The sequence below is a fragment of the Demequina pilifera genome, from assembly GCF_048814985.1.
GTDB lineage: Bacteria > Actinomycetota > Actinomycetes > Actinomycetales > Demequinaceae > Demequina.
The window spans coordinates 140,211-160,572 of the sequence record NZ_JBMDTW010000001.1 but is presented as its reverse complement, the minus strand read 5'-3'; the positions used below and the strand labels follow the sequence as shown (position 1 = coordinate 160,572).

19 protein-coding genes and 1 riboswitch are annotated in these 20,362 nt (G+C 70.7%); of the genes, 2 read left to right on the top strand and 17 right to left on the bottom strand.

Features of this window, described 5'->3' with window-relative positions; all coding sequences use genetic code 11:
- Positions 1–8: 8 nt before the first annotated feature.
- From heR to allB, 15 genes are all read right to left on the bottom strand, one after another.
- On the bottom strand, positions 9–767 hold the full coding sequence (gene heR / locus ACNI14_RS00700) for a heliorhodopsin HeR (RefSeq protein WP_420518007.1): 759 nt from the start codon (positions 765–767) through the stop codon (positions 9–11).
- Positions 768–802: 35 nt separating this feature from the next.
- Positions 803–1,138, bottom strand: coding sequence for a hypothetical protein (locus ACNI14_RS00695; RefSeq protein ID WP_420518006.1), 336 nt, complete (start codon positions 1,136–1,138; stop codon positions 803–805).
- A gap of 709 nt (positions 1,139–1,847) precedes the next feature.
- The gene (locus ACNI14_RS00690; protein ID WP_420518005.1) at positions 1,848–2,426 is read right to left on the bottom strand and encodes a VIT1/CCC1 transporter family protein; all 579 of its coding nucleotides are present in this window, start codon (positions 2,424–2,426) and stop codon (positions 1,848–1,850) included.
- A 131-nt stretch (positions 2,427–2,557) separates the two neighbouring features.
- Positions 2,558–3,376 (bottom strand): ABC transporter ATP-binding protein, encoded by an 819-nt coding sequence (locus tag ACNI14_RS00685; RefSeq protein WP_420518004.1) that lies wholly within the window; start codon positions 3,374–3,376, stop codon positions 2,558–2,560.
- Positions 3,373–4,401: an ABC transporter substrate-binding protein gene (locus ACNI14_RS00680; protein ID WP_420518003.1), complete on the bottom strand. Its 1,029-nt coding sequence runs from the start codon at positions 4,399–4,401 to the stop codon at positions 3,373–3,375. The genes ACNI14_RS00685 and ACNI14_RS00680 overlap by 4 nt, the downstream gene beginning before the upstream one ends.
- A 52-nt stretch (positions 4,402–4,453) precedes the next feature.
- Positions 4,454–5,224: an ABC transporter permease gene (locus ACNI14_RS00675; RefSeq protein ID WP_420518002.1), complete on the bottom strand. Its 771-nt coding sequence runs from the start codon at positions 5,222–5,224 to the stop codon at positions 4,454–4,456.
- A complete protein-coding gene (locus ACNI14_RS00670; RefSeq protein WP_420518001.1) occupies positions 5,221–5,514 on the bottom strand; it encodes a thiamine-binding protein in 294 nt (97 codons plus the stop codon). Before ACNI14_RS00670 ends, ACNI14_RS00675 begins: the two co-directional genes overlap by 4 nt.
- Positions 5,515–5,624: 110 nt before the next feature.
- Positions 5,625–5,739: riboswitch (TPP riboswitch) on the bottom strand.
- 84 nt (positions 5,740–5,823) lie between these two features.
- Positions 5,824–6,846, bottom strand: a complete 1,023-nt coding sequence (locus ACNI14_RS00665; RefSeq protein WP_420518000.1) for a potassium channel family protein — start codon at positions 6,844–6,846, stop codon at positions 5,824–5,826.
- A gap of 261 nt (positions 6,847–7,107) precedes the next feature.
- Positions 7,108–7,236, bottom strand: a complete 129-nt coding sequence (locus ACNI14_RS00660; RefSeq protein ID WP_420517999.1) for a hypothetical protein — start codon at positions 7,234–7,236, stop codon at positions 7,108–7,110.
- A gap of 260 nt (positions 7,237–7,496) precedes the next feature.
- Positions 7,497–9,176 carry a glucose-6-phosphate isomerase gene (gene pgi, locus ACNI14_RS00655; protein ID WP_420517998.1) on the bottom strand — a complete coding sequence of 560 codons (1,680 nt, stop codon included), beginning with the start codon at positions 9,174–9,176 and terminating at the stop codon, positions 7,497–7,499.
- A gap of 73 nt (positions 9,177–9,249) precedes the next feature.
- Positions 9,250–9,828 carry a hypothetical protein gene (locus ACNI14_RS00650; protein ID WP_420517997.1) on the bottom strand — a complete coding sequence of 193 codons (579 nt, stop codon included), beginning with the start codon at positions 9,826–9,828 and terminating at the stop codon, positions 9,250–9,252.
- A 14-nt stretch (positions 9,829–9,842) separates the two neighbouring features.
- Complete coding sequence (locus ACNI14_RS00645) at positions 9,843–10,106, bottom strand: hypothetical protein (RefSeq protein ID WP_420517996.1); 264 nt, start codon at positions 10,104–10,106, stop codon at positions 9,843–9,845.
- Between the two features lie 82 nt (positions 10,107–10,188).
- Positions 10,189–11,619, bottom strand: a complete 1,431-nt coding sequence (locus tag ACNI14_RS00640; protein WP_420517995.1) for an amidohydrolase family protein — start codon at positions 11,617–11,619, stop codon at positions 10,189–10,191.
- 11 nt (positions 11,620–11,630) lie between these two features.
- Complete coding sequence (pucL, locus tag ACNI14_RS00635) at positions 11,631–12,542, bottom strand: factor-independent urate hydroxylase (protein WP_420517994.1); 912 nt, start codon at positions 12,540–12,542, stop codon at positions 11,631–11,633.
- A 166-nt stretch (positions 12,543–12,708) separates the two neighbouring features.
- On the bottom strand, positions 12,709–14,085 hold the full coding sequence (allB, locus tag ACNI14_RS00630) for an allantoinase AllB (protein WP_420517993.1): 1,377 nt from the start codon (positions 14,083–14,085) through the stop codon (positions 12,709–12,711).
- Between the two features lie 137 nt (positions 14,086–14,222).
- Between allB and ACNI14_RS00625 the strand changes: the two genes are divergently transcribed.
- Positions 14,223–15,197: an XdhC family protein gene (locus ACNI14_RS00625; RefSeq protein ID WP_420517992.1), complete on the top strand. Its 975-nt coding sequence runs from the start codon at positions 14,223–14,225 to the stop codon at positions 15,195–15,197.
- 22 nt (positions 15,198–15,219) lie between these two features.
- Here the strand turns inward: ACNI14_RS00625 and ACNI14_RS00620 are convergent, their stop codons facing one another.
- Together ACNI14_RS00620 and ACNI14_RS00615 are read right to left on the bottom strand one after the other, a co-directional pair.
- Entirely contained in the window at positions 15,220–18,039 is a 2,820-nt protein-coding gene (locus ACNI14_RS00620; protein WP_420517991.1) for a molybdopterin-dependent oxidoreductase, read from the bottom strand.
- The gene (locus ACNI14_RS00615; RefSeq protein ID WP_420517990.1) at positions 18,036–18,842 is read right to left on the bottom strand and encodes an FAD binding domain-containing protein; all 807 of its coding nucleotides are present in this window, start codon (positions 18,840–18,842) and stop codon (positions 18,036–18,038) included. Before ACNI14_RS00615 ends, ACNI14_RS00620 begins: the two co-directional genes overlap by 4 nt.
- Before the next feature lie 190 nt (positions 18,843–19,032).
- Between ACNI14_RS00615 and ACNI14_RS00610 the strand changes: the two genes are divergently transcribed.
- A complete protein-coding gene (locus ACNI14_RS00610; protein ID WP_420517989.1) occupies positions 19,033–20,334 on the top strand; it encodes an aspartate aminotransferase family protein in 1,302 nt (433 codons plus the stop codon).
- The last annotated feature ends 28 nt before the right edge of the window (positions 20,335–20,362 follow it).

Below are 20,362 nucleotides of genomic sequence, written 5' to 3'. Positions count from 1 at the left end.
AGGGCCGCCTAGGCCGCGAGCGCCCCCGAGAACACCTGCCACGCGAGGGCCGTCTTGGCCACGAGGCTGAGGACGATGTACGCACGCTCGCCCCGCAGATAGTCCGCCCACTTGCCCTTCGCGCGGTACTGCAGCCACTGCACGACGGCGAAGGCGTTGAAGAACAGGAACAGGGAGACGATGATCCCCCAGACGAACCCGGGCACGGCCTGCTCGCTCGTGTTCCCGGGCCCGATGAGGTAGATGGCGATGACGAGCCACGGGACGATTCCGACGATGCTGCCGAAGATGAATGGCAGCAGGTCCTTGTCGCCCGGCGTCGCGTAGCGCTCCTGCAGCCAGCCGAACAGGATCATGCTGGCGTTCACGGCGAACAGGCCGACGAGCGCGGCGAGTTCGGAGATGCCGTTGAGCTGCACGATCAGCACGATCATGATCGACGACGACAGCGAGTACTCGACCCACCTGAATGTGTTGCGGCTCTCGCGCAGTCCGGCGGTGTATCGCGGGAAGAACATGGGCGAGATCACTAGGAAGTGGAAGATGGCCGAGAGCAGCAGGAATCCGGCCACCGCGTGGCCGATGTTGATGTCCAGGATCGTCACCGGGTCGCCGAAAGCGTCCGACCCGGGCGGGCCATTGAGGTAGGTCGCACGCACCGGCAGCGTGGCGTCGTTGGCGAGCACCAGGATCCCCACGAAGGACGCGAGGTGGAGCACGCCCGCGATCAGGTTGAACGGGCGGAGCTTGGCGAGTGCGGTGTCCATGGTGTCTCCTCGGTGTTCGGCACTGAACGTCACCATTATGTGCTGGGGGCGGGGCCGACCGTCGTGTCGCCACGCACGCCGAATGCCAATCGGCGACCGAGGGCCTCAGCGGTCGAGGGCCGCCAGCAGCACGTCACGGTCCGGCTCGTCGTCGGAGTGCCCCCGGCCACCAGCACGGCGGCCTCACGCAGTTCGCGAAGCTCGTGCTTGGCCTTGTCCGTGGTGGGTTGCTCAGCCGACGCTGCAGTGGGCGGCGGGTGGTCGCGATCGCCGAGGCGGCCCCTCACCTCCACGAGCGTCGCGTCCAGGACGCGGCCATGCCACCGGGCGTGCGGTGCGACGTGTACCGACAGCCCGAACCGCAGGTGCATCGTGACAGGCTGGCACCCCGCAGGACGTGCTCCATGGAGGCCGAGACGTCGTTGGCGTGGAAGTAGCAGAGGATCGGAGAGCGCTGAGGGCTCTCTTCGAGCCGGATCAGATCACGCTCGAGTGCCTGGATCCACGACGGCACTCCGTGCACGATCAACTCGGCGGCGCCACGTTGATCTTGCGCTGACACCAGGAACCGCACGATGGAGCGGGTCTCCGAGACCACCGGATAGACGGTGAGCAGGGGGGGAGACCGTTGCGCCGACGGCGGCCAGCCTGTAGTAGACAGGGCCACCCCGCTGAAGTGCAGCGCGTCGGCGACGCATAGGGCGACTTCGTCGAAGTGCGGCGCGTAGCCCAGGTGATCGAGGTTGTGGAAGTAGATGAGCGCGAAGCCGAGCCACAGACCAAGATCCCAGCTGCCAAGCTAGGCAACCATGATCGCCGGGCCTGCGTAGCCCACGATGACTTGTGAAGCAGCCGGGTCGCCTCGATGCGGGTCACCCGCCAGGTGAGGCCGGTGGTGAGCGAAATCAGGTATCCGCTGCGGGTGGGGTGCAGCAGCATCAGCGCCATAGCCACACCCGTGGCGGCGATGATCAGCGCTCCGGCAATCGCGACCGCGATCGTCATCAAGCGCCCTGCGTTCGACTCGTTGCCAGCACTTGGGAGCTGCTCTTGGTGGTGCGGTATTCGAAGGCTCCCGGGTTACGGGCCCGTCAGCGCCACCGAGACCGCCGCGAAATCGCCGCCGGCCAGTGCGGAGCCGAGGACGCCGACGGCGTACGCGGCCCCTGCAGCCAATGCTCCTACCGTCAGCATCTCGAGTCCCGCTCGCCACGGGGACAGGCTCGACAGCGCTCCCCGGCCGGCGCCGACCACGAACAGGGTGAGCAGCGTGAGACCGGCGGCAGCAGGGAACCGGTACTCGGCGGCGACGGGAAGCACGTAGGGCAAGAGTGGCACGACTCCGGGCGCGATGAACCCGGCGAAGGTGGCGTAGCCGTGCCGCGCGGCGGAGGCGCGACTGGTTCGCTCCTCGTCCTGCTTGGGAGTGCGCTCGGAGAGGTAGTCACTGGACGCCATCGAGAACCCGTCGGCGACCAGCGACGCGAACCCCAGAATGAGCACGACCGTGCGGGACAGGCCCGCTCCCGCGACACCCGAGACGATCGCGAATGTCGTCACGAGTCCGTCGTTCGCACCGTAGACAACGTCGGGCAGGTACCTGCGGATCACGTTGAGGTGAGGTGATCGTGGGGCATCCGGCTGCTCGGTCTCGTCCACTGTGCCTACTCCTCAGTGTGTGTGCCTGTGCTCGGCCGGAGACTGTCGCTTCAGTATGACTGTCGTGTTGCCCCCGCCTCAAGTTGCCTGCCCGGGCGGGGTGGTGCCTGGGGCTCGCGTTTCTCGCGTGGTCAGCAGTCGAGGGCCGCCAGCAGCACGTCACGGTCGTAGCGATGGCTGTCGCCGAGACGTGCCCGCGCCTCGAGAACCACTCGGCCGGGACGGTCCGACAGCACGATGATGCGGTCGGCGAGCATCGACGCCTCATCGATGTCGTGCGTGACCAGCACCACCCCCGAGCCGGGAGCCGCCGAGGGGTCCGCACCAGGGGCCGTGGCCGCGGTCTCAGTGAGGCGCAGCGAGGCGAGCCAGGCGTTCATGCGCCGACGAGTGACCGGGTCGAGCCCGCCGAACGGCTCGTCGAGCAGCAGCACGGGTCGCTCGGCGAGGCACGTCCGCAGGAGCGCCAAGCGCTGCCGCATGCCTCCCGACAGCTCGTGCGGCCATGCTCGTTCGAAGCCGCCGAGCCCGAACTCGTCGAACAGCCGCTGCGCCCGCGGGTGGGCGCGCTCTCGCGGCACCCCGGCCGCGAGCGCCCCGACCATCGCGTTCGGCAGCGCCCGGCGCCACGGCAGCAGTCCGTCGCGTTGAGGCATCCAGGCGGTGGCGTGGCGCCCCTCGTGGTCGCGCGGCACCTCGATGCGGCCCGACACGGTGGCGCGCGGATCGAGGAGCCCGCCGAGCGCCCGCAGCAGCGTGGACTTTCCACATCCGGAGGGGCCCAGGATCGCGACGAACTCGCCGTCGGCCACCTTCAGGTCGACGTCCTCGAGCACCTCCAGGCCACCGCCGCCCTTGGTGCGCGAGGGGAACCCGATGCTCAAGCCCGCCACGGATAGGACGGGAGGCGCCATCCTGCGCACGCCCGCATCGGCCGTCGCGGCCGTCACTGCTGTGCGGTGAGGAAGTCGTTGGTCCATGCGCCGTCGACCTCGGGGTCTCCGTTGAGGATGTCTCCATCGGCGAGCCACTGCGAGAACTCCGTCCAGGTGGACTCCTGCTGCACTCCCCAGGCTTCGGGGGTCTCGGAGTACTGGTCCGCGAGCCACCGGGTGCTGGCGGCGACGAGCTCCTCGTCGAGTTCCGGAGCCGCGGCCATGAGCGCGTCGGCCGCCGCCTGGGGGTCGTCCATCGCCGCCGCGTATCCGCGTGCGGTGACGTCGACGAAGGCGCTGACCGTGTCGGGAGCGGCCTCGATGTGCTCTGCGCTGGTGGCCAGCAACGGCGTGTACCAGTCCGGGATGCACTCGAACCAGTCGCGGAAGGCGATCGTGGACACGTCCAGGTCGTCGACCTCGCCGAGCCGCACGGTGTCCCAGGCGTCGAAGACCCACGCTGCGTCGAACTGGTCCTGCGTGAGGCCGATCCGGAAGTCGTTGCTCACCAGCGGGGTGTGCTCCACCAGCGCAGGATCGCCGCCGTCGCACGCGACCAGGCTCGAGATGATGGCCTCCTCGAGGCCCGACCCGTACGAGCCGTACCTCTTGCCCTCGAGGTCGCGGGGCCGCTCGATGCCGTCCTCCGTGAGCGACAGCAGCGAGGACGTGTTGTGCTCGATGACGGCGGCGACGGAGACCACGTCCGCACCCGCGGCCCGGGCCGGCAGCAGCCCCTCGGCCACCGAGTACGCGAAGTCGGCCTGACCCGCGGCCAGCAGCTGGAGTCCCGAGGTCTCCCCGGGTTCGATGACGGTCACGTCCAGGCCCGCGTCCTCGTACCAGCCGTTGGCGAGTGCCAGGTAGAGACCGGAGTGGTTGGTGTTGGGCGTCCAGTCGAGCACGATCGAGACGGGCGTGGGCTCCGCCGGTTCGTCGGACGGCGCGACGGCGGCCGTGGTCCCGGAGCAGGCCGCGAGGGCGAGTGCGGTGCCTGCTGCGATCGTGGCGCGAGCGCCGATGCGGGGGTGATCAGTCATGAGATGTCTCCTTGGTTGAGGGTCGAGTGGGGTGAGGGTGGGGTCGCGTGGGTCAGTGGTGCGTGGGCTGGATCTGCCAGGGCGTCGCGACGCGGCGCAGCAGGGCGATGGCGGCGACCAGCACGGCGGTGAGCAGTGCGATGAGCACTATCCCGACGAAGATCTGGTCCACCGCGTACGCCTTGCGCGAGCGCTGGATGAAGACGCCGATGCCGGATTCGCCGGCGAGGTACTCGGACACCACAGCGGCGCCCACGGCGTAGGTCGCGGCGATGCGCAGCCCGGCCAGCGCACCCGGGATGGAGGCGGGCAGGCGCACCAGCCACAGCTGATGCGCGCGCCCGCCGCCCAGTCCGGCGACGGTGTCGGAGTACTCGGCGTCCACTTCCCTGATGGCCGCGGTTGCGGCGATCAGGACCGGGAAGAACACCGTGAGAGCGACCAGCGCCACCTTGGACGCGAGGCCGAAGCCCGCCCACAGGATCATCAGCGGGGCGAGCACCACGGTGGGGATGGTCTGGCTGAGCAGCACCACGGGACGGGCGACCTGGCCCACCGTCGCGACCACGGAGGTGAGCACGGCCAGCAGCCACCCGAGCGCGGTGCCGAGAGCGAGTCCCAGGACCGCCTCCGTGGCCGTCGTGGTGACGTGCTGTCCGAGCGCGGGGGCCTGTTCGATCCCGGCCGCCACCACCTGTGAGGGGCTGGGCAGCACGAACTCAGGCAGGTCGCCCAAGCGCACCGACGTCTCCCACGCGGCGAGCAGCAGCACGACCGTCGCGGTGCCGACGAACGCGCCCCGAGTGCGAGCGCCGAGCGTCATCGGCGGTGCTTGCCCACCAGGTCCTGGACGGTGGGACCGGAGTCGCCGGCGCCGCCGGAGACCTTGATCATGGACATGCAGCCCTCCGCGCCGGCTGCGAGCGTGGACTCGTGCACCTGGCGAAGCAGGGCCCAGACCTCGTCGGGCGACCCTTCGAGGGTGGTGCCCATCGCGCCCACCTCGTACGACAGGCCAGAGGCCTTGACCGTGGCGATGGCGGCGTCGACGTGCGCGTAGCGGTCGTCGGGGGTGCCCACGGGGCGGGGCAGGACTTGGATCTCGGCGATCACGGGTGACTCCTTGGCGTCGGACCGGGGGTCCGCGCGGCGCACAGTCAGCCGTCGTCGGCTCGTCCGGGCAAGTGCAGGGTCGGGCCGCGACGGACCCCACTGTGCTCACGCCCGTGCCGAAGACACGTCCTTACGCTGGCATTACCCAGGTCAAGTTCTCGGGTCTATGGCGCGCTGGTGGCCGTACTCTCAGCTCGGCTGCCCCGAGCTCCCCGCGTTTGCCCTTGCATCGTACTCACATCGCGGTGCGGTGGTCCAGGCGCCCGTCTGTACGCACCGTCGCGTGCCGGCGGTCCGAGCCTCAGGGATTCAGATGCGCTCGTGTGAGTGGAGGTGCTGGCGCTCCAGCTCCGCGAGGAAAGCGTTCGTGTGGTCGAGGAGTCGTGCGAGAGCCTCGCGGTCGGCCTCGTCCTCGGCGCGCACCCCGGTGACCTCTGCGGCCGAGTCGCGAATCGCCACGAGGGCCCGTTCCACCTGCTCCGCGGTGGACTGCGAACCCGCGGCGGCATCGGCGCCGGGGTGAAAGCGCTCACTGAAGTGCTCGGTCACCCGCGTGAGAGTCCTGCCGAGGACCTGGCCGTACCAGTGACCGTACGGCGCCGCTTGAGCCGCCAGCCCGAACTGGAGTTGCATGGTGACCAGGCTGGCACCGCGCATGGCGCTGCCGAGGGAGGCGCTGGTGTCGTTGGCGTGGAAGTAGTACAGGATGGGGAAGCGCTGGGTGCTCTCGTCGAGTTGGATGAGGTCACGCTGCAGCGCCTGCAGCCGTGATTGACCGCCGTGCACCACCAGTTCGGCAGCTCCCTTGTGATCCTGGGCGCTGGTCAGCAGGCGCGCGATGGTGCGCGTCTCGGATACCAGCGGGTACACCGTCAGCAGGTACGAGATCGCCGCGCCGAATACCGCCAGCCCGCTCGCGGCCTGCACTGCGCTAATCAGGCGCAGCGCATCGTTCTCGGCCACCAGCTCGCCAAAGCCCACGGTGGACAGCGAGACGCCGCTGAAGTACACGGCGTCGACGAAGGAGACGTCCGAACCGTCGTGAGGCGGCATGTAGCCCAGGTGATCGAGCTGGCCGGCGTAGATGAGTGCGAAGCCGAGCCACAGGCCCAGGACCCAACTCGAGATCTGGACCAGCATGATCGCAGGGCCCGCGTATCCGACGATCGCGTTGCGGCGCAGTCGGGTCGCCGCGGTCCGGGCAAACCGCCAGGTGACACTCATGGCCACGCGGCTCAGGTATCCGCTGCGGGTGGGGTGCAGGAGCGTCAGCGCGAGGTCCACCCCGGTGGCCGCGACGAGCAGCACCCCGCCGATTGTGGCTGCGGTCATCGGCCGATCTCCCGTGTTCGTCGGGCGCCCCGCACGAGGAAGATCCTCGGTGTCGCGCCTGCGTGAGCCTGCATGCGGGTAGCGCCTGGCGCTCCGCTGGCAGCCAGTATGACTGCCGGGCGAACGCGGTCACAAACCGCTCGCCGAGTTCGACGCCCCACCGGTCGAAGCTGTCCCTTGTCGCAGGCGGGACGGGGATGCAACAAGCCCCGCCAAGGAGTGGTCCTCGACGGGGCTCGTATTGCGCGCGCTGAGCGCGGACTATCGGAGGTCGTACCTCGAGGTCGCTTCCATGTCGGCACGGACCTGTTCGCGGATCGGCTCCGGCAGGTGCGAGTACGGGTCGGCATTGCGCTTGCGCGAGAATGGTGCCAGGAACTTGAGAATCATGGGCTCTCCTTGGGGGATCGAGTGGTGATCCGGGAGCCAAGACGTGGGTCCGGGCTACCGGGGCCCCACGTTGGGACAGAAAAGGTCTCGGTGTAGCGGTTGTCGTTGCGACAGTGCCAAACCGAGACCTTCCCTACATCGCATGCCAACGACGGTGGGCGACGAGGCATTCCCGGGTGCTCGGCCCAGGCCGGCGGGCTGTGAGGTCCTGTGCCCGCCGGGGCCCACCGATCAGTGCAAGAGGCGCACTCCGCGCCGCCCTACGAGCGGTGAGCCTTGTAGTACTCGATGAGCGCCTGGGTCGAGGCGTCCTGGGAGGCGAGGGCATCGGCGTCGCCCTCGACCGCCGGTGCGATCTGCAGCGCGAGCTGCTTGCCGAGTTCGACGCCCCACTGGTCAAAGCTGTTGATGCCCCAGATCACGCCCTGCGTGAAGGTGATGTGCTCGTACAGCGCGATGAGCTGGCCGAGCACGGCAGGGGTGAGCGACGGCGCGAAGATCGACGTCGTGGGCCGGTTGCCCGCGAACGTGCGCGCCGCGACCAGGGCACCGGTGGTGCCCTCCGCCTCGACCTCCTCCGAGGTCTTGCCGAAGGCCAGCGCCTTGGTCTGCGCGAGGAAGTTGGCGAGGAACAGGCTGTGGACGTCCTGGTCGCCATCCTTGAGGTCGTAGGCCGGGTTGACCACCGCGATGAAGTCGGCCGGGATCAGCTTGGTTCCCTGGTGAATGAGCTGGTAGAAGGCGTGCTGCCCGTTGGTGCCGGGCTCGCCCCAGAAGATCTCGCCGGTCTCGGTGGTGACGGGAGTGCCGTCCCAGCGCACCGACTTGCCGTTGGACTCCATGGTGAGCTGCTGCAGGTAGGCGGCGAACCGGTGCAGCTGCTGCGCGTACGGCAGCACGGCGTGCGACTGCGAGCCCAGGAAGTTCACGTACCAGACGTTGAGCAGCCCCATGAGGACGGGGACGTTCTCCTCGAGCGGGGTCTCGGCCACGTGCTTGTCGACGGTGTGGAAGCCGTCCAGCAGTTCACCGAACACGTCCGGGCCGAGCGCGATCGCGAGCGACAGTCCAATCGCGGAGTCGACGCTGTAGCGGCCGCCCACCCAGTCCCAGAACCCAAAGGCGTTGTCCGTGTCGATGCCAAAGTCCGCCACCTTGTCGAGCGCGGTGGAGACGGCCACGAAGTGGTGCGCGACCGCATCGGCCCGCTTGGCGTCGTCGGAGACGTCGACGCCCGCCTCGCCCAGCTGCTCCCAGAGCCACGTGCGTGCCAGACGCGCGTTGGTGAGGGTCTCGAGGGTGGTGAAGGTCTTGGACGCGACGATGAACAGCGTGGTCTCGGGGTCGAGCCCCTTGACCTTCTGGCCCATGTCGGTGGGGTCGATGTTGGAGACGAACCGGGCGGTGATGCCCGCGTTGGCGTAGGGCTCGAGCGCCCCGTAGACCATCACGGGCCCCAGGTCGGAGCCGCCGATGCCGATGTTGACGATTGTTTCCACGCGCTTGCCGGTGACGCCGGTCCACTCGCCCGCGCGCACGCGGTCCGCGAACTCGTTGACGCGGCCCAGCACCTCCTGCACGTCCTCGTCGATGTTCTGGCCGTCGACGACCAACTCGGGTGTCGCATCGGCCGGGCGGCGCAGCGCGGTGTGCAGCACGGCACGGTCCTCGGTGGTGTTGATGTGCTCGCCCGCGAGCATGGCCTGGTAGCGGTCGGCGACGCCGGTCTGCTCGGCGAGCTTGACCAGGCTGGCGAGGATCTCGTCCGTGACGAGGTTCTTCGACAGGTCGACGTGCAGGTCCCCGAGGGGGAGGCTCATGCGGCCCACGCGCCCCGCGTCGGCGGCGAACCAGCCGCGCAGGTCGGGCGCGAAGTCGCGGTGGTGGGCCTCGAGCTCGGCCCAGGCGGAGGTGGCGGTGGCATCAATGGGTGAGTTCACGCCCCCCAGGGTAGTGGGGTTGCGCTGTCGAGTCACTGGGACCCTCTGCCCGGCCGATGCGCGGGCCGGGGTCTCAGTAGTACGTCGGCTGGCGCTGCGCCGGGTCCGCGCGCGCCGAGTCGACGCCCGGGTCCCCGAGCAGCGCCTCGATAGCGGCTTCGGTGGCGCCCACACCCGCCCAGTGCGGGTCCACGTCCGCCGCGATGCACCAGGCGCGATCGGCGGGCCAGATGAAGGATGGGTGGTCGTACTCGTCCAGGCCCAAGTCTTCGCACCACCGCGGAAGGTCGGCGAGGCCGCCCTCGGAGAGGAACGACTCGCGGTGGGGGACATGGACCGCTGACCTGGCCCGCGCATCGGCCGCAATGGTGCTGACGCCGCTGTCCCACACCAGGAAGAAGGCGGCGTCGGGGGTGCCGGTGAACGGTGTCAGGGCCTCGACCGCGCGCACGAGGTGATCGAGATTCGTGGGGTGGTCGGCGGGGACCTGGGCGTCTGCCTCCGTGAGCCCGGGTCGCGCTGGGTCGGGGATGAACCGCACCCTTGCGAAGGAGCCGTAGGCGTCGGGACCGAAGGTGATGAGCTGGTCCGCACGCGTCGAGGAGCCGGCGATCCAGTCGGCGGCGGAGGTGTCGTGCGAGAAGAGCAGCACTTGCGGTGACCCCGTCAGTCGTCGATCGGTTCCGGTTCCGGCCGCGGGCCGAGGGTCTGGATCACGATTGCGGCCGTGACCAGGCCCGCCGCGAGCGGGAGCGCGAAGTTGTGCGCCATGTTCAGGGCGAACGAGAGCACCTGCCCGCCTGCTCGGTCCTGTGCACTCAGCCCTCCGCCGAGGCGGTAGAGGAGATCTGGGCCATAGACGAACGTGATGGACCCCACGACGACGAGGACTGCGGCCCAGATGAGGCAGCGCTTGGCGACTGGGTGCATGGCCGACACGGTAGCAAGCGACGCTCAGTGCCGGACAGGGAGCATTCAGGCCGTGTAGGGGTCAATGAGTGCCGGACAGGGGTTAGTCGGGGTCGAGGTTCGGCGTGACGACCTCCTGGCCCTGGACGTACACACCGGCGATCGCCGGCTGGCGCAGGCCCATGAGCAGGGTGAACAGCTCCTCGAGCGTCGCCTCGGCCTCGTCGTCCGAGCGGATGCCCATGGTGAGCATGCCGTCCAGCGGCTCCCAGCGCGACTTGTCGATGAGCAGGAAGTCCGCCTCCTTGCCCACGTCGAGGTTGCCGAAGGCGTGCTCCATGTCGAGGGCCCGCGCCCCCGCGAGGGTCGCGGCGAACAGCAGCTCGGCGGGGTGCAGCGCGGTGCCGGCGTCGTCGCCCTCGGAGATGTGGACCTTATAGCAGTCGCCCGCCACGCGCGAGATCAGCCACTCGTCGCCCGCTCCGATGTCGGTGCCCAGTGCGACGTTGACTCCCGCGGCCACGGTCGCGCGCCACGGCATGGTGCCCGAGCCCAGGAACAGCTGCGACGTGGGGCAGTGGGCGATCGAGGTGCCGGTCTCGGCCATGCGGGCGAGCTCGCGCGGCTGCGAGTGGACGGCGTGCGCCAGCGACGAGCGCCGGCCCAGCAGGGTGCGTCCGCCCTCGCGCGAACCCGTGAGGAACCTGCCGTCGTAGGTGTCGAGGTACGTCTCGACGCCGTACGTCCCGAGCACCGCCGCGATCTCGCCGTCGCCCTTGCGGTTGTTCTCGTTCAGGTGGCTGTGGAAGTAGACGCCGCGCATGCGCGCCTCGTCGTAGAGCTCCCCGAGCGCGCCCAGCGTCTGCGCGGTCACCGAGAGCGAGAAGCGCGGCACGATCGCCACCTGCACGCGCGCGGTGCGCGGGTCGCCCGTGTCCACGGCATGCCAGTGGTTGATCTCCTTCGACACCAGGTCGATCGCCGTCTTCTCGTCGGTGATCAGGGCCGATGCGGCGTTGGGCCCCACGGTCTGGATGCCGCGGCCGGACACGACCCGCAGGCCCGAGGCGAGCGTCTCCCGGTACAGCGCGTCCTGCGCCACCGGGAACGCGCTGCCGAAGACCATCGCGGCCGTGGTCCCAGCCGCGATGCGCCGGCGCGTGAAGTAGCGTGCGGCGCGGCCGGCGAACTCCGGGTCCCGGTACTGCGTCTCGGTGGGGAAGATGCAGTGGTCGAGCCACTCGAGCAGCTGGCCGCCGCCGTGGGCGGCCGTGGCGTAGGACTGCGGGAAGTGCACGTGCGAGTCGACGAACCCGGGGATCAGGTAGTCGGCGCGCGTGACGGGCGCTGCGGCGTACTCGTCCGGCAGCTGCGCGTAGGGGCCGATCCACGCGATCTCGCCGTGGTCGCCGCTCACGACGAGGGCGCCGTCGGGGATGGACGCCAGCGCATCCGTCACGTCCGGCTGCGCGGGCGAGCCGGAGATGTGGAAGATGTGCGCGCGGAACACCCGTGCGCCGGTGGTCGGTGTCATGGCGCCGCCGCTCAGACGAGACCGGAGAACGGGGCCCACGCTGGGCCGGCGTCGGGAGCGTCGTCCCTGATGGCGCTGGCGTGGATGAGCCCGTATGGGCGGTCGTCGGCGTGGAAGACCTCGCCGTGGGTGTCGATGCCGAACCGCCCCAGGTCGTACTCGAAGTGGTGCTTGTTCGGCGCGGACATGCGCACCTCGACGAGCTCCGGCACGGCCTCGAGAGCCGCGGTGCCCATGGCGTACAGGGTCTGCTGGAGCGCCAGCGAGTGGTGCTCCGCAAAGGTGCTCGTCAGCGCGCGCTTGATGGTCGCGTACGCCGCGTTCCAGTCCACGTCCGTTCCACCGAACCGCCACTTGGCGTTCAGCGCGGTCGCCATGATGCGGTCGTGGGTGGGCTCGAGCACGGTGAACTCGTCCTCGAGAAAGCCGTGAAACTCGCTGCCCGTGGACTTCAGGAGGACCAGGTCCTTCAGGCCGCCCGTGACCCAGGTGCGGCGCGCACCGGCCTCGCCCGTCACGGTGACCGATGCGGTCCTCACCTCCTGGCCCGAACGCACCCAGGTGTGGTCGTGGCCCGCGCCGCTGCCGTCGGCGTCCACGCGGGTCCAGTCGTACTGCTCGACCTCGACGCGTGACTCGCGCACCGGCTCGACGTCGTCCACGAAGTGCGTCGCGAGGGCGAGCGCGTATGCCTCGATCGACTCGAGCCCCACGGTCTTCGCGTAGGCGTACGCGGTCTGCTTCTGGGTGTCGGTGGGGAGCACGGTGCCCTGGTCGCCCGTCAGGTGCGCAGCGTCGAAGTCGCCGCGCAGGCAGGTCGAGACGTTGACGTCCGCGATCTCGTGCCGAGCGGTGTCGCGCACGATCCGCACGATGCGGTTCTCCGCCTTGCCGTACTGGTGGTCGCCCAGAACGATCGCCATGATCACGCCTTTCACGAATGCGGGAATGAGGGGACACCCGCTTTTGTCCTCACGTTATCCATTCTTGGTTTCGGCGGCGTTTCGTAGGGGATTCTCGCCCAGGGGCGGCGCCTTTCCCGTGGCCGGTCGGGACTTGCACCAGATCGATGGCCCGGCGTGCGGCGCGCTAACGCTGAGCGGCCGCGGGCTCGCCCTGGACGGCGAGCGCAGGCCGCGCGATGAGCCTGCCGGCGAGTGGCGCATCGGGCACGGGCGGGTGCGCCTGCGCGCCGCCCACCCAGGTGCGAGTCGCCTGGCCGGTCAGCGCCCTCCCGTCGAATGCCGAGACCTTGTTGCGGTGCTCGAGGCCGGCCGCCTCGACCGTCCAGGCGCGGCCCGGCGCGAACGACACGAGGTCCGCGCGTGCGCCCTCACGGATGGCGCCCTTGTCCTCCAGCCCCGCGAACGCCGCGGGCTTCGAGGTCAGCCACGACACGGCCGTCTCGATCGGGATCCCTCGGGCCGTGGCTCCGGACGTCACCGCCGAGAGCATCACCTGCAGGCCCGAGATGCCGCCCCACGCGCGGGCGAAGTCGCCATCGGCGCCCGTCTTGAGGTCGACCGTCGCGGGGGAGTGGTCGGAGGCCACGAAGTCGATGGTGCCGTCGGCGAGGGCGGCCCACAGCGCCTCGCGGTTGTCCTCGTCGCGCACCGGCGGGCAGCACTTGAACTCGGTGGCGCCGTCGGGGACGTGGTCCGCATCGAACGTCAGGTAGTGCGGGCAGGTCTCGACCGTGAGCCGCAGCCCCTCGGCCTTCGCGCCGCGGATCTGGTTCAGCGCCGTGGCCGAGCTGAGGTGCAGGATGTGCGCGCGGCCGCCCGTCGCCCGCAGGGCGGAGATGACGGTCGCGATCGCGCTCGTCTCGGACGCGTCCGGCCGCGACGCCATGAAGTCCTCGTAGTAGCGGCTGCCGGAGTACGGCGCCAGGCGGTCGGGGTCCTCGGCGTGGACGATCACCATGCCGCCGAACCGGGCCGTCTCCGCGACGGCCTCGCGCAGCTGCGCGGCAGTGAGGTGTGGGAACTCGTCGACCCCCGAGGGCGACAGGAAGGCCTTGAAGCCGAACACGCCGGCATCGTGCAACGGCTCGAGCGCGCCCAGCGAGTCGGGAATCGCGCCGCCCCAGAACCCGATGTCCACCGCGGCGTTCTCGGCCGCCGCGGCGCGCTTGGCCGCGAGCGCCGCGACCGTCGTGGTGGGCGGGATCGAGTTCAGCGGCATGTCGATGATCGTGGTCACCCCGCCGGCCGCGGCGGCGCGGGTCGCGGTGGCGAAGCCCTCCCAGTGGGTGCGGCCCGGCTCGTTGACGTGCACGTGAGTGTCGACGACGCCGGGTATCAGCACCTCGTCGGTGGCGAGCCCGACGGTGTGGGTCGCCGACCACTCCGCGTGGCGGGGGCCGATGCGCGCGATCACGCCGCCGCTGACTCCCACTGCGGCGCGCTTCCACTTTCCGTCGATCAGCACCCGGTCGGCGCGCACCACGAGGTCGAAGTCCGTCATGGCGCGAGAGTACGGGTTCGATGTTGCGTCCGCGTGTCGAGGCGGTGACCGTTGGGGGCCGGCGCGATCCGGAGATGTTTCGCGAGTGTCGTGGGCGGCGCAATGCGGCCGAAACCTGACCCGCCTACATTGTGTTCATGTTCGATGTCGCGGGCGAGCTGGAGCGGGCGCTCCAGGCCGGCCAACGGGTGGGGGTCGTGACCGTGGTCGCGGTGCACGGATCCGCGCCGCGCGCGATCGGCTCCGCGATGGCCGTGACCGCTGCCGGCGAGGTGATCGGCGCCATCTCCGGCGGCTGCGTCGAGTCCGAGGCGCACGAGCTGGCCGGAGCCGCCCTCGAGGGCCGGGCCGCGCCGTCGAGCACGCTCGGGCTGTCCGACGACGATGCGCTCGCGGCCGGTCTGGCATGCGGCGGGCACCTCACCGTGGTGGCGAGCGTCCTCCGCCCGGCCGATGCCGGGGTGCGTGAGCAGCTGCGCTCGGCATCGCGCGGGGAGGCCGCGGCGCTCGACGTCGCCCTCGACGACGGCGGGGTGTCGGTCCCGCCGGGCCCGATGAGTCTCGACACGCGGCTCGAGGAAGGCGTGCTCCACCTGGTGCGCCCTCCCGCGCCGCGCCTGATCATCGTCGGCGCGGTGGACTTCTCCTCCGCGCTCGCGACGGCGGCGCGCCCGCTCGGCTACCGCATCACCGTGGTCGACGCCCGTCCGGCCTTCGCGACCGCCGTCCGCCACCCCCATGCGCACGAGGTCATCCGGGCGTGGCCGGGGGAGTACCTGGCCGGCACCGTGGTGGGCCCCCGCGACGCGATCTGCGTCCTCACGCACGAGGAGCGGTTCGACATCCCCGCGCTGGTCTCGGCGCTCGCGACCGATGCCGCGTATGTGGGGGCCATGGGCTCGCGCCGCACCGATGCGCGGCGCCGGGAACTGCTCCGCGAGGCGGGTGTCGAGCCTGAGTCGCTCGCTCGGCTCCGCAGCCCCATCGGCCTCGACCTGGGGGCCGTCACCCCGGCGGAGACCGCCGTGTCGATCGTGGCCGAGATCGTCGCGGGACAGTCCCGCGCGCCGCGACTCAGCGAGACGTCGGGCCCCATCCACGCCCGCGCCTGAGCCGCCCCGCCCCAGCGGTGGGTCAGTGGGCTGAGGAGGCCAGACGCCACACGCGGTCGCGCGACATCGGCAGTTCGTGCGGCCGCGTCCCGAGCGCCCGGCGGACCGCGTTGGCCAACGCCGGCGCGACGGGGTTGTACGGAGACTCGGACATCGCCTTCGCCCCGTAGGGACCGAGCTCGTCGGACGTGGATGCGAACAGCACCTCGGTGTGCGGCACGTCCGCCATCTGCGGCACGCGGTACTGCCGGAACACGGGGTTGGCCACCGCGCCCTCCGGGTCGATCAGCACCTCCTCGTACAGGGACGAGCCGATGCCCTGTGCGACGCCGCCTTCGATCTGGCCCCGGCACTGCTCCGGATTCACCACTGTCCCGGCGTCCGCGGACTGCACCGACCGCAGGATCCTCACCTCGCCGGTGTCGCGGTTCACCGCGACCCGGAAGGCCTGCACGTTGTAGGACACGGATCGCACGAGCTGGTTGAGGGACGCCTCTGCGTGGGCGGCGCCGTCGCGCGAATGATCCGCGTCCACGGCGGCCACCAACGCGCCGAAGGGGACGGTCGCGGCCCCGGCGCTGACCCCGTGGGCTCCGAGCTCGCACCGAGCCGGGTCCACTCCCAGCAGCCGTGCGCCCGCAGCCACCAGCGCCTCGCGCAGCTCGAGGCACGCGATGTGCAGCGCCTTGCCGGCGACGGTGATGCCCGCCGACCCGAACGCGCCCGTGTCGTACGAGACCGCGTCCGTATCCGCGTGCGTGATCGCGACCCGCTCACGCGGAACGCCCATGTCCTCCGAGACGATCTGCGAGTGCACGGTGACAGTCCCATTGCCGAACTCGGCGGTGCCGACCCCCACCCGGTACACGCCGTCCGCGGCCACGCTGACTCTCGCGACGGCCCGGTGCCCGCGCGGCGGCAGCGTCGCGATCATCGACGCGGCCATGCCCTCGCCGATCGCCCACGCGTCGCCCTCAGGGGCGGGCACGTCGTCAGGCGCCGCGAGGCCGGCGCGCGCCGACTCGAGACATTCGTCGAGCCCGTAGGAGCCGAAGATGAGGTCCTTGTCGGGCTCGCCCGCCACCACGAACGGGTCGCCGGGCCGCGCGGCATTCAGCCGCCTCATCTCGAAGGGATCGAGCCCCAGCTGGAGAGCCAGCTCGTCGAGGGCGGATTCGATCGCGAAGATCACCTGCCCCAGCCCGTAGCCGCGAAACGCCCCGGACGGCACGTTGTTCGTGTAGACCGCCTCGGCGTCGAGCCGCTTGGCGGGCACGCGGTAGATCGCCATCGACTCGTGGCAACCGTGGAACAGCACGCCGGCCGCGTGGTTGCCGTACGCGCCGGTGTCGCTCAGCGCGTCGACCGTCAGCGCCGTGAGCCGCCCGGAGGAGTCGGCGCCGGCCCTCACCGAGACCCGGAACGGGTGGCGCACGGAGGTGCGGACGAACTCCTCCTCGCGCGTCATCTCGTACGCGACCGGTCGGCCCACGGCGAGCGTCGCCACCGCGGTGATGTCCTCGGTGAACATCTCCTGCTTGCCGCCGAACCCGCCGCCCACGCGCGCGGTGAACACTCGTACCGTCTCGGGGTCGCGTCCGAGCATCCGCGCGAGCTCGGCGCGCGCCAGGAAGGGCACCTGCGAGCTGGTGCGCACCGTGAGCCGGCCGTCCTCGTCGACCCACGCGATGGAGCCGTGGGTCTCGAGCTGCGCGTGGGTCACTCGCGAGGTCGTCCACGTTCCCTGGGTGGTGACGGCCGATGCGGCGAGCGCGTTCTCGACATCGCCCACTTCGCTGTGTGCGGCGGCGGCCACATTGCGCCCGGCGTCCGCGACGCGGTCGTCCGGGCCGAGCGTCGGGTGCAGCAGCGGAGTCCCGGGAGCGCGGGCCGCCTCGGGATCCAGCACGGCGGGAAGCACCTCGTAGTCGACCCGGACCAGGCGGGCCGCCTCGTGCGCGATCCGCGCAGATTCGGCGACCACCGCTGCCACGCGCTGGCCGACGAATCTCACGGTGTCGTCGAGGACGCGGGTGTCGTCGGGGTCATCCGTGCGGTGCTCGTGGCGCGCGGTCGAGAAGCGGCCGGCGGGAACGTCCTCGTGCGTGAGCACGGCGAGCACGCCGTCCATCGCGAGGGCCTGGGAGGCGTCGATGGAGATCACTCGCGCGTGAGCGTGCGGAGACCCCACGACCGCGAGGTGTGCGCTGCCGGCGGGGATCTCGTCGAAGGTGAAGGGCTCCCGGCCCTGCACGACGCGCCGCGCGGCCGGGGGAGAGGCCGCCGCGCCGACCCCCTCGATACCCGACCCGGTTCCGATACCCGCCTTCGCCGCACCCTGGATACCCGTGCTGGTGCCCGCCCCCGCATCGGCCGCTCGACGTGCGCCCCGAGCGCACCCGCCGCACCCCTCGCGCGCGTCGCCGCAGTGCTGGATCGACTCCTCGATGGCGCGATACCCGGTGCAGCGGCACAGGTTGCCGCGCATCTGGCGCGCGAGGCCGTCCGTCTGGTCCTCGCCGAGTGCGGAAGCCGCCACCACCATGCCGGGGGTGCAGAAGCCGCACTGGAAGCCGAAGTGGTCGACGAAGGACTCCTGCAACGGGCTCAGCTCGTCGCCCGGCGCGAGCCCGGCGGCGGTGATGACGTCGCTTTCGGCCGCGCGGAACGCCGGTGTGATGCACGAGTGCACCGGAGACCCGTCCACGAGCACGGTGCACGCGCCGCAGTCGCCGGTGTCGCAGCCCTTCTTGACGGCCGTGTGACCGGACTCGCGCAGGAAGGTGCGCAGGCACTGGCCGGGTGCCGGCGCTCCCGAGACGTCCTGGCCGTCGACCCTCATGATGCGAGCTCCTCGCGCACCTCGGCCAGCAGCACGGCGCTCACCTGTCGGCGCCAATCCGCGGTGCCGAGCGGGTCCGTGTAGTAGCCCTCAGCGTCGCGAACGTCGCGCTCGAGTTCATCGGGGGCGGGCGCAGCCGGATAGCGCAGCACCGTGGGCGTGAGCGTGGCTGCGGTGATGACGAACGTGCAGCTGCCGTCCGGGTCGCGCCTGCCCGTCAGCAGCGCCCCGGACCGGCCGTGCTCGGCGAGCGCGATGCGGCGGTGGGCGGTGCGCGCGGTGAGCGCCGGTGCGGGCACGATCACGTCGCGCAGCACATCGCTCGTCGACAGGGACGTGGTGCCGTTGCCCGTGGGCAGGCTAGCGACCGGCACCACGGAGTCGGTGCCGTCGGCGTGCCAGATGGTCGCGGTCGCGTCCAGGGTCGCGGCCAGCGCCACCATCGACGAGGCCGCGTACGCCCGCACGATGTTGCCGCCGACGGTCGCGGCCGCGCGCACCTTGAAGCTCGCCAGCAGGGACTCCGAGCACTGCGCGAACAGCGGTGCCGCGGGGAACGTGGCCGTGGCGGCCCAGCGTTCGAGGGTTCCGATAGGGGCCATCGCGCCGATGCGCAGGTCGCCTTGCGCGGTCACGTCCAGCTCGTCCCACCCGAGACCGGACAGGTCGACGAGACCCGTGACGCCGGGCTGATCCTCGGAGAACATCCAGGTGCCGCCCGCGAGATACCGCTCGCCCTGGTCCAGCGCGAGGTCGGCGCGCGAGCGCGCGACCCGCACCCCCTGAACCGCCGTCAGATCCACGTCTCCACCTTCATCTCACCGCCGCAGTACGGCCGCCTCGCGCGCCGTCACCCCACGAATCTGCCACGATTGACAGGGCACCTCGTGCTATTCCGCGCGAAATTTACGTCCGCGAAACACCAGTGACGTCGTGACCGAAACCGCGCGGCCGTAGTGTCCAGCGCAGTGACGCTCAGGAAGGGAAGGCCTCGTGACCCGCGACCGATTCTGGGAGGACGCCGCCGACCACGTGATTCGCTACGGCACGGAGTTCTCGCCGCGCATCATCGAACGGGCGGCCGGCTCCTCCATCTACGACTCCGAGGGCAATGCGATCCTCGACTTCACGTCGGGGCAGATGAGCGCGATTCTGGGCCACTCGCACCCCGACGTGGTGGCGACGGTGACCGAGTCGATGACCACCCTCGATCACCTGTTCAGCGGAATGCTGAGCCGGCCGGTGGTGGACGTCAGCGCTCGGCTGGCGGGGACGCTGCCCGACGGGCTGGACAAGGTGCTGATGCTGACCACCGGCGCCGAGGCCAACGAGGCGGCCCTCAAGATGGCCAAGCTCGCGACCGGCGGCTACGAGGTGGTGTCCTTCGACGTGTCATGGCACGGCATGACGTCGGGCGCGGCGTCCGCGACCTACTCGGCCGGCAGGCGCGGCTACGGGCCGCCGATGCCGGGGAATCTCACGCTGCCCACCCCGAACGCCTACCGGTCCCCGTTCCGTCATCCCGATGGCAGCCACGACTGGGAGACCGAGCTCGAGTTCGGGCTGTCGCTCATCGACAAGCAGTCCTCGGGTGCGCTCGCGGCCTGCATGGTCGAACCCATCCTGTCCTCCGGCGGGATCATCGAGCTTCCGCCCGGGTATCTGGCGCGACTGCGCGAGGAATGCGACAAGCGCGGCATGCTGCTGATCCTCGACGAGGCGCAGACGGGCGTGGGTCGCACGGGCGCCATGTACGCCTTCGAGCGCGCCGGCGTGGTGCCGGACATCCTCACGCTGTCGAAGACCCTGGGCGCCGGCCTGCCCGTCAGCGCGGTCGTCACCAGCGCCGCCATCGAGGGGCTCTGTCATGAGCGCGGCTTCCTGTTCTTCACGACGCACGTCTCCGACCCACTGCCGTCCGCGGTCGCGCTGACGGTGCTCGACGTGATCGAGCGTGATGGCCTGGTGGCGCGCGCCGCTCAGCTGGGCGAGGTGCTCCGCGAGCGGCTGGTCGCGATGCGGGACGGCATCGAGCAGGTCGGGGACGCGCGCGGCCGTGGCCTGCTGCAGGGGATCGAGCTCGTCACAGACAAGGAAAGCAAGTCGCCGGCCGACGGCTTGGGGCGCGCGGTCACGTCCGCGTGTCTGGACGCCGGACTCCACATGAACATCGTCCAGCTGCCCGGCATGGGCGGCATCTTCCGCATCGCCCCGCCGCTGACGATCACCGACGACGAGCTCCACCAGGGCCTCGACATCCTCGAGGGCTCGCTGAAGGGCGCGGTCGCTCGGTAGCGGCGACCCCCGCATCGGCCCGTTCAGC